11 protein-coding genes are annotated in these 12139 nt (G+C 67.4%); 4 read left to right on the forward strand and 7 right to left on the reverse strand.

Annotation, left to right across the window (positions count from 1 at the left end; translation table 11 throughout):
• Positions 1-11 precede the first annotated feature (11 nt).
• The 4 genes from WS45_RS06110 to WS45_RS06125 all read right to left on the reverse strand — a co-directional run bounded on the left by WS45_RS06110 (position 12) and on the right by WS45_RS06125 (position 5369).
• The gene (locus WS45_RS06110; protein ID WP_059698790.1) at positions 12-1229 is read right to left on the reverse strand and encodes a mandelate racemase/muconate lactonizing enzyme family protein; all 1218 of its coding nucleotides are present in this window, start codon (positions 1227-1229) and stop codon (positions 12-14) included.
• Positions 1226-2554: an MFS transporter gene (locus tag WS45_RS06115; protein WP_059698878.1), complete on the reverse strand. Its 1329-nt coding sequence runs from the start codon at positions 2552-2554 to the stop codon at positions 1226-1228. Before WS45_RS06115 ends, WS45_RS06110 begins: the two co-directional genes overlap by 4 nt.
• Before the next feature lie 129 nt (positions 2555-2683).
• The gene (gene aldA / locus WS45_RS06120; RefSeq protein ID WP_059698794.1) at positions 2684-4108 is read right to left on the reverse strand and encodes an aldehyde dehydrogenase; all 1425 of its coding nucleotides are present in this window, start codon (positions 4106-4108) and stop codon (positions 2684-2686) included.
• A 322-nt stretch (positions 4109-4430) separates the two neighbouring features.
• Positions 4431-5369, reverse strand: a complete 939-nt coding sequence (locus WS45_RS06125) for a LysR substrate-binding domain-containing protein (RefSeq protein WP_059692522.1) — start codon at positions 5367-5369, stop codon at positions 4431-4433.
• A 218-nt stretch (positions 5370-5587) separates the two neighbouring features.
• On the opposite strand from WS45_RS06125, the gene WS45_RS06130 reads away from it, so the two are divergent.
• Complete coding sequence (locus WS45_RS06130) at positions 5588-6463, forward strand: LysR substrate-binding domain-containing protein (protein WP_059692521.1); 876 nt, start codon at positions 5588-5590, stop codon at positions 6461-6463.
• A 205-nt stretch (positions 6464-6668) separates the two neighbouring features.
• Here the strand turns inward: WS45_RS06130 and WS45_RS06135 are convergent, their stop codons facing one another.
• From WS45_RS06135 to fae, 3 genes are read right to left on the reverse strand one after another with little or no spacing between them, the layout of a single operon-like run.
• Positions 6669-8120, reverse strand: a complete 1452-nt coding sequence (locus WS45_RS06135; RefSeq protein WP_059692520.1) for an NAD-dependent succinate-semialdehyde dehydrogenase — start codon at positions 8118-8120, stop codon at positions 6669-6671.
• A gap of 14 nt (positions 8121-8134) precedes the next feature.
• Complete coding sequence (locus WS45_RS06140; RefSeq protein ID WP_059692519.1) at positions 8135-9157, reverse strand: aldo/keto reductase; 1023 nt, start codon at positions 9155-9157, stop codon at positions 8135-8137.
• 40 nt (positions 9158-9197) lie between these two features.
• On the reverse strand, positions 9198-9722 hold the full coding sequence (gene fae, locus WS45_RS06145) for a formaldehyde-activating enzyme (protein WP_059692518.1): 525 nt from the start codon (positions 9720-9722) through the stop codon (positions 9198-9200).
• 325 nt (positions 9723-10047) lie between these two features.
• Between fae and WS45_RS06155 the strand changes: the two genes are divergently transcribed.
• The 3 genes from WS45_RS06155 (at position 10048) to WS45_RS06165 (ending at position 12138) form a co-directional block, all read left to right on the forward strand.
• Positions 10048-10965, forward strand: coding sequence for a LysR family transcriptional regulator (locus WS45_RS06155; protein ID WP_059698798.1), 918 nt, complete (start codon positions 10048-10050; stop codon positions 10963-10965).
• A 120-nt stretch (positions 10966-11085) separates the two neighbouring features.
• Entirely contained in the window at positions 11086-11466 is a 381-nt protein-coding gene (locus WS45_RS06160) for a hypothetical protein (protein ID WP_059698800.1), read from the forward strand.
• Between the two features lie 105 nt (positions 11467-11571).
• Entirely contained in the window at positions 11572-12138 is a 567-nt protein-coding gene (locus tag WS45_RS06165) for a hypothetical protein (protein WP_059698801.1), read from the forward strand.
• The last annotated feature ends 1 nt before the right edge of the window (position 12139 follow it).

Genomic DNA, 12139 nt, shown 5'->3' on the forward strand with positions numbered 1-12139 from the left:
GTCCTTCGCGGTCAGCCCTTCGCGGGCGCGAGATCCTTCACGTCGACGGGGTGGTCGCCCATCTGCAGGTGAAGCCGTTCGCCGGTGTACGGTGCGTGACGGCGCACGACGTCCATGTCGAGCTCGATGCCGAGGCCCGGCTCGTTCGACGGGATGATGTAGCCGTCTTCCCAGCGGATCGGCGTTTTCACGACCTGCGCATGGAAACCGCCCCAGGTCATGATGCTTTCCTGGATCAGGAAGTTCGGCGTGCAGGTCGCGAGCTGGATGCTCGCGGCCGCGCCCACCGGCCCGTTGTAGAGGTGCGGCGCGACCTGCGCGTAATGCACTTCGGCGAGCGTCGCGATCTTCTTCGCTTCGAGCAGGCCGCCCACGCGTGCCACGTTCAGCTGCAGGATCGATGCGCCGCCCGCCTGCAGCAGCTTGTGGAATTCGTACTTGGTCGTCAGGCGCTCGCCGGTCGCGATCGGAATCGACGTGTGCTTCGCAACTTCCGCGATCGCTTCTTCCTGCCCCGGCGGCACGGGCTCTTCGAACCACAGCGGGTCGTACTTCTCGAGCCGCTTCGCGAGCCGGATCGCCGACGAAGGCACCATCTGCCCGTGCGTGCCGAATAGCAGATCGGCCTTGCTGCCGACTGCGTCGCGCACGCGGCGGCAGAACAGCTCGCAGCGGTCGAGCACTTCCAGCGACAGTTGATGGCCCGAATAAGCCGTGTACGGACCAGCCGGGTCGAACTTGACCGCCGTGAAGCCGAGCTTCACGTTTTCGGCCGCGCACTCGGCGGCGAGATCGGGATCGTCGTAGTCGTATTCACCGTTCGCGTTTTTCGGATACAGGTACGTGTACGAGCGCAGTCGTTCGTGGATCCTGCCGCCGAGCAGCTCGTGCACGGGCTTGCCGGCGGCCTTGCCGATGATGTCCCAGCACGCCATCTCGAGCCCGCTGACGACGCCCATCATCGTGAGATCCGGTCGCTGCGTGAAGCCGCTCGAATAGGCCTGGCGGAACAGCCGTTCGACGTGGTGCGGATCGTGGTTCAGCAGGTAGCGCTCGAACACGTCGTCGATGATCGGGCCCATCGCCTTCGGATGGAACGTCGCCGAATAGATTTCGCCGACGCCTTCGATACCGCAATCGGTCTTCAGCGTGACGAAGATCCAGTACATCCCGCCAATGTGCGGTGGTGGTACGGCGACGATATGGGTGTCGAGTGAGACGATCTTCATACGGACTCCTTGATGCGGTCGAGGCGATGTTTGAGGAACGCGGCGGCGCCCGCGCCGCACAGCGCGATGGCCGCGATATAGCCGAAATAGAGCTGGTAGCCGTGCGCGCCGGGCCAGGTCTGCGTGACATAGCCGTTGATCAGCGGCACGAACACGTCAGGCGAATAGCCGAGCACCGAGATCAGGCCGATCGCAAGACCCGCGCAGTGCGCGGGGACGCGGCACTCGTCGAGCAGCGACCAGTAGAGGCCGCGGATCGCGTAGGTGAGGATGCCGATGAACAGCACGAGCACGACGAGCATCGCTTGCGGGCTGTGCGGCGGCGCGGCGATCAGCCCGACGAGCGACAGCGCCGCGAGCACGAGTGCCCAGAACAGCACGGACACCTTCGATACGCGATCGCCGAGGAAACCGCCGCCGATGCCGCCGACGGGTCGCATCCACAGCTTGAGCGTGGTGATGAAGCCGGCCGCCGTCGCGGTAAGCCCGAAATTGCCTTCGTGCAGATAGGCCGAGAAGCTGTAGGTCGCCCAGAACACCTGGTAGCCGCAGAACACGATGGCGGCGACGAGCCACAGCTCGGGGATCGCCGCGAGTGTTTTCAGGTCCGTCAGCACGTTGCCCCGGCGGCCGCTGTCGCGACGGCGTTGCGCTGCCGCCCCGCGATCGTCCGCGTGTGCCGGATCCTTCACCAGCGCGAGCAGCACGCCCAGCGCGATGCAGAAGAACGCGTACAGATGCACGACGAGCGTGAAGCCGGCCGCGTCGGTGCCGCCGCGTGCCTGCGTCACGTATGCGAAGAGCGTGATCGCGATGGTCGCGAGCAGCGCCTCGACGAGCCCGCGTCCGCCGTCCAGCAGCCCGAAGAAGCGGCCCTGTTCGTCGGGACCGGCGATCATGTTCACGCGCTTGATCACGGCCGCCCAGAACGTGAGGCCGGTCGTCAGCCCCCAGCCGCCGAAGATCAGCACGAGCGCGTTGAACGACGGCCCGGTCGCATAGACGAGACCGAGCGCGCCGGTCGCAAGCAACGAGAAGCAGATCAGCCAGCGCGGCGACAGGCGGTCCGCGAGCCAGCCGCTCGGCAGATAGCTGACGAGGAAGATCGTGCCGAGCGACGAGTACAGATAGCCGAGCTGCACGTCGTCGATACGGAAGAACTGCAGCATCGTCGGCTGGTATACCTGCCGCAGGTACAGCATTGGATAGATCGCGCCCGCGGCAATCACGAGCAGCAGCAGTTGCAGATAGCGTTGCGCGCGCGACTCGTGCGCGGCGCCGGGCGACGCGAGCGACGCGACGGGCGTCGACGGTTGGATCGTCATGGTGTCTTCCTCCATCAGGCGTTCCGGATGCGGACGCCTGCAGATTCGTTATGTGTCGTTCGATCGTGGGGGCGGCGCGCGGCGTGGTGTCGTGGCCGCGCGTGCCGGAAATGGACCCGGGGGCGAGCGTCAGTACTTCATGACGACGAGGCGCGTCTGCGTGAATTCGAGCATGCCGTGCTTGCCGTCGTCGCCGCCGAGACCCGAACGTTTCCAGCCGGCGTGGAAGCCCTGGTACGGATCTGCCGGCGTTCGGTTCACGTACAGCTCGCCGGCTTCGATCGCGTTCGCCACCTTCATCGCGGTGCGGTAGTTCTCGGTGTAGAGCACCGACGACAGGCCGAACTGGTGGTCGTTCGCGAACGCGATGGCCTCGTCGATCGTCGCGTAGCGCAGCACGGGCATGATCGGGCCGAAAGTTTCCTCCTGCACGATTTCCATGTCCTGCCGTACGCCGGTGAGCAGCGTGGCCGGGTAGAAGAAGCCGGGACCGTCGGGGATCGCGCCGCCCGTTTCGAGCGTTGCGCCGGCCGCGATCGCGCGTTCGAGCATTCCGTGAATGTGCGCGCGCGCCGATGCGCTCACGAGCGGCCCCATCCGCGTTGCGTCTTCCGCACGGTCGCCGATTCGCACGGCCGCCATCTTCTCCTTCAGCAGCGCGACGAAACGGTCGTGCACGCTGTCGTGCACGTACACGCGCTCGATCGCCGTGCAGAGCTGGCCGCAGTGCGTGGTTTTCGATGCGACGAGCGCGGCGGCCGCGCGCTCGAGGTCGGCGTCCGGCTCGATGATCGCGGGCGTCTTTCCGCCGAGTTCGAGCGACGGCTTCGCGATGTTCGCCTTGCAGTAGTCGAGCACCTTGCGACCCGCGTTCACGCTGCCCGTCAGCGTGATCATCCCGACTGCCGGATGCGTGCACAGCGCTTCGGCCGTCGCGTGGTCCATCGTCAGGATGTTGACGACGCCCGGCGGGAAGCCGGCTTCGTCGACGGCCTTCGCAATCTCGAACGCCGACACCGGCGTATGGTTGCTCGGCCGCACGACCACGGTGTTGCCGGCGATCAGCGCGGGCGCGATCTTGCGCAGCAGCGTGTAGACGGGGAAGTTGAACGGGATCAGGCACGCGACGACGCCGATCGGCTCGCGCTGCAGGAAGAGGTTCTCGTCGGGCGTATCGCTCGGGATGATCTCGCCCTCGATCCGGCGCGCCCACTCGGCGTGATAGCGCGTGATCTGGCCCGCGTAGACCGCTTCGTTCGCTGCGTCCTCGACGCTCTTGCCGGATTCCTGCGCGAGCGTCGCGCCGATGGCGGGCGCGCGTGCGATCAGCGCGTCGGCAAGCCTGTGCAGACAGGTCGCGCGTTCGGCGCTCGGCAGCTTGCGCCACGTTTTCTGCGCGACGGCCGCGGCGGCGACGGCCGCGAGCGCGTCGGCCGGCGTCGCGGCCGGCACGCGCGCGAACGGTGCTTCGGTGGCGGGATTGTGGACGGCGATGGTCGCGTCGTTTTCCGGGGCGACGAAACGGCCGTTCACGTAGTTGCATTCGGTACGCATGAAGTGGCTCCTCCGATGGGTGCGGGCGGATCGCTTCTAGCGGCGAAACGCGCGGCACAGGACGGAAGCCATTCTGCTCATGCGTTTATCGCACGACAAACGACTTATTTTCGCGCCGTGCATGAGAAAAATGCACGTTACTCCACCGATCAGCCGGAATCGTCCGTCCGGCAAGACTGTCGTGGCGCGCGCCGGGGCGCCGGACGGTGACCGGACCCCGGTTCACGCGGGGCCAGGTGCGCACGGGCGCGGAAGCCGCCCAGGTCTCGCCCGCGACCGGGGCCGAGGCTCGATGGAGGGCCAGGCGGGGACGGATCGCCCGTCAGGCCAGCGGCACTTGCGGCAGCGGCGACGACGGCTCGAGATGGCGCTTCGCGAGCCATACTTCCTGCTGGAGCCAGTCGCGGAACTGCACGATGTGCGGCAGGTTCGTCTGTTCGGGCCGCGTGACGAACCAGTACGACTGGTGACCGTCGACGTGCACGTTGAGCACCTGCATCAATTGCCCGGTCGCAAGTTCGCGCGCGACCATGTGGCGGTCGGCGATCGTGATGCCGAGGCCGTCGATCGCCGCGCGGATCGCGTGGTCGAGCAGGTCGAACTCGTAGCCGCCGCGCGTGTCGACGTCGGCGATGCCGGCGGCCTTCAGCCAGTGCTGCCAGGTCAGGTAGCGCTGGTCGTCGGTGGCGAGCACGTGCAGCAGCGTGAAGCGATTCAGGCCGATCGGCGCGCCGTCCTGCCTCAGCCGCGCGTAGAGCGCGGGGGCGCAGACGGCGATATGCTGCTCCTGCATCAGCAGTGCGTTGTCGAAGCCGTCCCATTCGCCGTCGCCGAAGCGGATCGCGCAGTCGAGCACGCGCGATTCGCCGAGGCTGTCGTGGATGCGCGTCGTGAGGCTGAGCTCGAATTCCGGATGCGCGTCGCGCAGCCGGCCGAGACGCGGCACCAGCCAGCGCGCGGCGAAGGTCGGCGGGACGTTCGCGCGCAGGCGGTTCAGGTGGGTTTTCTCCTGCAGGCCGCGCACGGTCAGCTCGATCTTGTCGAACGATTGCTGCAGCGCGCGCAGCAGCACACGCCCGGCCGCCGTCAGTTCGAGCTGGTGATGGCGGCGCTCGAGCAGCGTTTCGCCGAGCTGGCTTTCGAGCTGACGCACCTGGCGGCTCACCGCGCTCTGCGTCACGTTGAGCAGTTCGGCGGCGCGCGTGAAGCTGCCGGTGCGGCCGGCCATCTCGAAGGCTTTCAGCGCATTCAGCGCCGGCATCTTGCGTCTCACGGGGCGGTGTCGTTTTGGTGCGGGATGCTCATTGTAGGCGGGGAGACGACGAGACGGGAACGCCGAATGCGGCGGCCGCGCGCGCAACGGATATCGGGGTTTTCACGGCCTGCCGGGGCGCGCGCTTTTCTGCGATAAAGCTGCGCTCGAGATTGCTGGCAGGCCGACTGGCAGCCGGACGAAAGACGGAGAGGGACACACATATCATGCGACGCCTGCCATCGTTGATCGCGTTGCGGTTTTTCGAGGAGACCGCGCGTCATCTGAGCTTCAATCGCGCGGCGGTTTCGCTATGCGTGACACAAGGCGCGGTGAGCCGTCAGATCCGGTTGCTCGAGGACGCGCTCGGCGTGCGGCTGTTCGAGCGGGATCACAAGGGCGTGCGCCTGACGGAGGCCGGCGAGCGGCTGCTGCCGTTCGTCGGGAAGGCGTTCGATACGATCGAGCGCGGCATCGGCGGGATCGCCGTCGCGCGGCCGGACGCGAAACGACGTCTCACGGTATCGCTGCCGCCGACGTTTGCCACGCAGTGGTTTTCGCCACGACTTGGCACGCTCGCGGAGGCACTCCCGGACGTCGAGCTGTCGATCCGCACCGAGCCGGCCGACGATTGTCATTGCCATATCCGTTTCGGGCGCGCGGCGCGGCCGGGTATGCAATCCGAACTGCTGATGATGGAGCGGCACGCGCTGGTCGGTGCGCCGCGTTATCGCGGCGATACGCTCGAGGCGCTGTTCCGCAGGTTGCCGTCACTGCATGTGCTGCACGAGGGCAAGCGTTTGACGCTGTGGGCCGACTGGTGCGAGCAGGCTGGCGTCGCAGTCGAGCGGATTGGCGACGGCATCGAATTCTCGACGCTCGAACAGGCGATTCGCGCGGCCCGCAAGGGCGCGGGGCTTGCCGTGGTCGACCTCACCATGATCGAGGAGGAGATCGGCGAGGGTAGCCTCGTGCGGTTGTCGCCGGTACAGCCGATCGGTCCGTTCGGCTATTGGCTCGACATCGCGCCGGAAAACGCGGTGGTCGAGCATGTGGGCGCATTCGCGGCGTGGCTGCGGGCGCAAGCGGCGAGGAAGGGGTAGGCATGTGGACGCCGAGCGTGAGACGTGTCGAATAGGGCGACCGCCCGGCGTAACCGGGCGAGCGCGCGCCTCGACGCCCGGCCGCCTCCTCCAGCGCCGAATGCTTCGTCCGGGGCGCCCACGCGATCGGCACGATCTTCCCGGCCGGCAGCACGCCGGCCAGCACGAACCTCGTCGCGCGGCGCGCATCGACCGTCGGTCGTGGTCAGCGGCCGAGTCCGGCCATCAGCGTGTACTTGAGCTCCACGTACTCGTCGAGGCCGTACTTCGAGCCTTCGCGGCCGAGCCCCGACTGTTTGACGCCGCCGAACGGCGCGACCTCGGTCGAGATGATCCCGTCGTTGATGCCGACCATCCCGCTTTCCAGCGCGCCGGACACGCGCCATGCGCGGCCGAGGTCGCGCGTGTAGAAGTAGGCGGACAAACCGAACGGCGTGTCGTTCGCCGCGGCGACCGCTTCGTCTTCGGTCGTGAAGCGGAAGCAGCCGGCGACGGGGCCGAAGGTTTCTTCTTCGGCGATCAGCATGTCGGGCGTCATACCGGTCAGCACCGTCGGTTCGTAGAACGTGCCGCCGAGCGCGTGGCGCTTGCCGCCGACGACCACGCGTGCCCCTTTCGCGGTCGCATCGGCCACGTGCCGCTCGACCTTGTCGAGTGCCGCTTCGTTGATGAGCGGCCCCTGGTCGACGTCGCCCGCGAGCGCGTTGCCGACGCGCAGCGCGCGTACCGAGTCGGCGAGCTTGCGCGTGAAGGCTTCGTATACGCCGTCCTGCACGAGAAAGCGATTCACGCACACGCAGGTCTGGCCGGTGTTGCGGAACTTCGATGCGATAGCGCCCTGCACGGCCGCGTCGAGATCGGCGTCGTCGAACACGATGAACGGTGCATTGCCGCCGAGTTCGAGCGACAGCTTCTTCAGCGTGTCGGCCGATTGCCTGGCGAGCAGTTTGCCGACGCGTGTCGAGCCCGTGAACGACAGCTTGCGCACGACCGGCGAATGCGTGAGCGCCTCGCCGATCGCGACCGCGTCACCCGACACGACGTTGAACACGCCGGCCGGCACGCCCGCCCGTTCGGCGAGCACCGCCAGCGCGAATGCCGACAGCGGCGTTTCCTCGGACGGCTTCAGCACCATCGTGCAGCCGGCCGCGAGCGCGGGGCCGGCCTTGCGCGTGATCATCGCGAGCGGGAAGTTCCACGGCGTGATCGCCGCGACGACACCGACCGGTTCGCGCGTGACGACGATCTGCGTGTCGGGCTTCGGGCTCGGGATCACGTCGCCGTACATGCGTTTCGCTTCTTCCGCGAACCATTCGAGAAAGCTCGCGGCGTAGGCGACTTCTCCACGCGCCTCCGCGAGCGGCTTGCCCTGTTCGCGCGTCAGCAGCTCGGCGAGTGCGTCGCGATGTTCGAGCATCAGTTCGCCCCAGCGCTTGACGCGGGTGCCGCGCTCCTTCGCGGTCAGCGCGCGCCATGCGGGCAACGCGTGCGCGGCGGCGTCGATCGCGCGCTGGGCGTCTTCGGCATCGCCTTTCGCGACTTTCGCGATCGTCTCGCCCGTGGCGGGATTCAGCACCGGATAGGTTGCATCGCTCGCGCGATGCGGCTCGTGCCATTCACCGCCGATGTAGTGGCCCGTTCTCAGAAATTCGCTCATTGCGTTTCGTTCCTTCAGTCTGCCGCAAAACTGCCCTGCGCCGGGCGCGACTCGCGCGCGATGCGCTTGCCGGCGGTGTAGTCGTTGATCAGGTCGCACGGCGTGTAGTTGCGCTCGAGCTCGTGCAGTTCGTCTTCGCCGAGTTGCGTCTCGAGCGCGCCGAGCGCGCTGTCGAACTGCGCGACGGAATCGGCGCCGACCAGCATGCTGGCAATGCCGGGGCGGCTCAGCACCCAGGCCTGGGCGATCTGCGCGGGCGGCACGCCGCGCCGCTTCGCGACCTTCGCGACCGATTCGGCTATCGCGAGCGACGACGCGTCGCCGTACATCTGCGCGGTGAAGAAGTCGGTCTGGTTGCGCGTCGATTGCGGCTCGCATGTCAGCAGGCCGCGCGCGAGCGGACTGAACACGGACACGCCGACGCCCTGGTCGATGCAGTACGGCACCATCTCGCGCTCTTCCTCGCGATACGCGAGGTTCAGCTGCAACTGCATGTTGATCGGCTTGTCCCAGCCGTTGCGCTCGCACGCCTGCATGATTTTCGCGAATTGCCACGTGTACATCGTCGACACGCCGATATAGCGCGCCTTGCCCGCCCGCACGATGTCGTGCATCGCGCTCATCGTTTCCTCGACGGGCGTGTTCACGTCGAAGAAGTGCAGCATGAAGATGTCGACGTAATCCATTCCGAGACGCTTCAGCGACCCGTCGATGCCGTCCAGCACGTGCTTGCGCGAATGGCCGCCCGCGTTCGGATAGCTGCCCATGTCGTAGCCGACCTTGGTCGTGACGACCAGCTCCTCGCGGCGCGCGTTGCGCTTCAGGATGCGGCCGACCACTTCCTCGCCGACACCCGTCGAATAGAAATCCGCGAGATCGATGAAGTTGACGCCGGCATCGAGCGCGCGGCGCACGATCGGCTCGCTCTGCGCTTCGTCGAAGATCCACGGCTTCCATTCGGGCGTGCCCATGTTCATCGTGCCGAGACACAGGCGGGACACCTTCAGGCCGGACTGGCCGAGGCGGACGTATTCCATGCTTCCTCCTGTCACGGCCTTGCCGGCCGCTCGTTGTCGGTCAGTTCTTTTTGGGCGTGTAGAACGGATTCGATACGTCGCGCGCGGCGGCGAACGCGGCGTCGCGATGCGGCAGCCCTTCCATCGCGGCGACGATCGCGTTGCGGCACGCGCGGTAGTTGTTCTCGAAGACGGCGTCGAGATCGTCGGTCCGCGGATTGACCCAGTTCGCCGACACGACGACCCAGTCGTTTTCGGCTTCGGGCGGCAGCGTGCCGTTTTCGAGCGCTTCGGCCACGGCTTTCGCGATGCCGGCCTGCGAGGCGCCCCATGTCGCATTGCCGTGGAAGTCGCCGTCGATCTGAGCCTTGTTCACGTACAGCGTGAGCGGCTTGGTCGGAATGCCGGGCTGCGCGATCACGACGAACGGCGCATGGCCGGCCGACGGCGTCGCAAGCGCGGTCGCGAACGCCTGCCCGGCGGGGCCGTCGCGGGGGCCGATCAGCACGTTGATGTGCGCAAGGTTGACTCCGGGGCCTTCGAAGCCTTCGCCGATGAAAAGCTGTCTGGGATGCGGTGCGGTCATTGCGGTGTCTCGTCGATGAGGTTGGTGTGAGGCGATTGTCCGGGGCCGCGATGCGGCCGGTGAATCGATGTTTTCTGATCGAGGTATGCGTTTTCGTCGTCTCCGTGAAAACCCTGGCCGCCACGCGCGAACGCCCGCCGGTCGGGCCGCCGGCGCTGCCGGACGATGTCGCGGAACGGGCGGAGCGGGTGGGCGCCGGCGTGCTGGCTCCGGGTTTGTCATACCCGGGCAGGGGTTGGAGCGCCGCGCGCGTCTGGACAACAATCGGCGTACCCCGGGCCTTATCTTTCGACGCCCCGTCCTTTTTCGAAAGCGAGTAATTCCGATGGCAGCCATTCAGAGACCCGATTGGTCGAAGCTCAGCTCTCTCGACCCGGAGCTGATCCGCGCATTCGTCGCCGTCGTCGAGAGCGGCGGCTTCACCGCGGCGGCCCGGCAGCTGCATCGCACGCAGTCGACCATCAGCCTGCGGATCCGCACGCTCGAGGAGCGGCTCGACACGCACCTGTTCATGCGCAACAGCCGGCGGCTCGAGCTGTCTCGCGATGGCGAGAATTTCCTGATCCACGCGCGCCGGATCATCCAGGTGCAGAACGACGCAATCATCGCGTTGAAGCAGACGAGCAGCGACCGCGGTATCGTGCGTTTCGGGCTGCCCGAGGATTACGCGGAGCTGTGGCTGCCCGACTTGCTGAAGTCGTTCTACGCGCTGCGGCCGGGCGCGCGCTTGCACGTGCATTGCCGGATGTCGCTGGAGCTGGTCGAGCGGCTGCAGGCCGGCGAGCTGGACGTCGCGCTCGTGGTGCGGCACGGGCCGAATGCGGCCGGGCGGCTGCTTGGCCGTCACGACGTCGTGTGGGCCGCGCATCGCGACTTCGCGCTCGACCGGCACGCATCGGTGCCGCTCGCGCTGTTTCCGGAAACGTGCTGCTATCGGCAGCGCGGCCTGCAGGCGCTCGCGACCGCCGAGCGGCCGCACCACGTCGTCTATACGAGCCAGAGCCCGACCGGCATCAAGATCGCGGTGAACCACGGCGCGGCCGTGACGATGATCGACCGCTGCACGCTGCCCGCGAACTGGCGCGTGCTCGACCAAGCGGACGGCTTGCCGCCGCTACCGCCCGCCGACCTCGAACTGCATCGCTCGCCGGGAATCTGCGATCCGCTGACCGACGATCTGGTCTCGCTGATTGAAGCCATGGTCGACGAGCGGCGGCGGGCGTCGCTCGAGGCGTTCGCATAGCGGTACGGCCGGCACGCATGCCGTTTTTTTCACTGCAAAGCCGTTTTTTTGCACGGTATTTATGCCGCGCCTTCTAAGCTCGGGATGTGTCCAACAGCCAGGACGTCCTCCGTCCGCGCCATGACCTTCATTCATCCCGTACCCGAATACGACATCGCCGGCCTTCAACTGCGCGCCGGCGCGCGCACGCCCGTCATCCCGTTTCCGCCGCCGCGCCCGCGCCTGCGGTTGCCCGTCACGCTGACGGCCGACACCGGCGCGCTCGCGCACGCCCGGCTCGCGGCGTTGCTGCATTCCCCGCTCGGCGTGTATGTGGTCAGCGCGCGTACCGTGCGCGACGTGATCCATGTGGAATTCGACATCGCGTCGGAGGATCTCGACTTCACGCTGCATATGCTGATCGCGCAGCAGGTCGATGCCGTGATCGGTCCCGTTGCCCGCCGTCTGCGCGTGGCGACGCAGGATCGTCCGGCCGGGGAACGCCAATTGCTCGTACCGTAGGGTTCGCCGCCGATTCGCCGGCCATCGTGCCGTGGGCGGGCCGGTCGCGGCGAGCGTTTGTGCGCCGCGTCGCACGCGGCGCCGGCCCTTGACAGGGAGGAATCCATGCACCTCATGGAAGAAGTGCAGACCACGCGTCCGGCAAGCGGCCGCGTGCGCGTGGCGACGTTGCCGTCGGGCACGCAGCTGGCCTTGCAGTTGCGGGTGACCGTGCGCGCGGCGGACGTGCTGCTGCGTCAGGCGATCCGGCTGCCGGACCGCCATCAGTGGTCGGTCGACCTCGAACGTGTCGACGCGGCCGGCGGGCCGCTGGCCGCCTGGGATTCGCACGTGACGCTGCGCATCGCGAAGACGTTCGCGCCGTCGGCCGATGCGAACGCGCGCGCCGGCGATCCCGACCAGGTCGCGGTCGACATTCGGCTGTTTCTTCCGGAGCAGGCGTATCTGGGCGAGCAGCGCGTCGGCATCTTCGGCCGACGGCACGGCAACCGGTTCGGCGCGACGCTGTCGGTGACGGCCGGGTCGCAGTGGGGCGGCAGGCGTACCGAATGCATTCCGCCGGCCGGCCGGCATGTGCATGGCGACACGCTGGAAGCGCTCGTCGACACGGTAGCGGGCATCGTCAACGCGGCGCTGCTCGCGGCCGGCCATCCACGGCCCGGCAGTTCGTGAC

The organism is Burkholderia sp. RF2-non_BP3 (assembly GCF_001522185.1).
Taxonomy (GTDB): Bacteria; Pseudomonadota; Gammaproteobacteria; order Burkholderiales; family Burkholderiaceae; genus Burkholderia; species Burkholderia diffusa.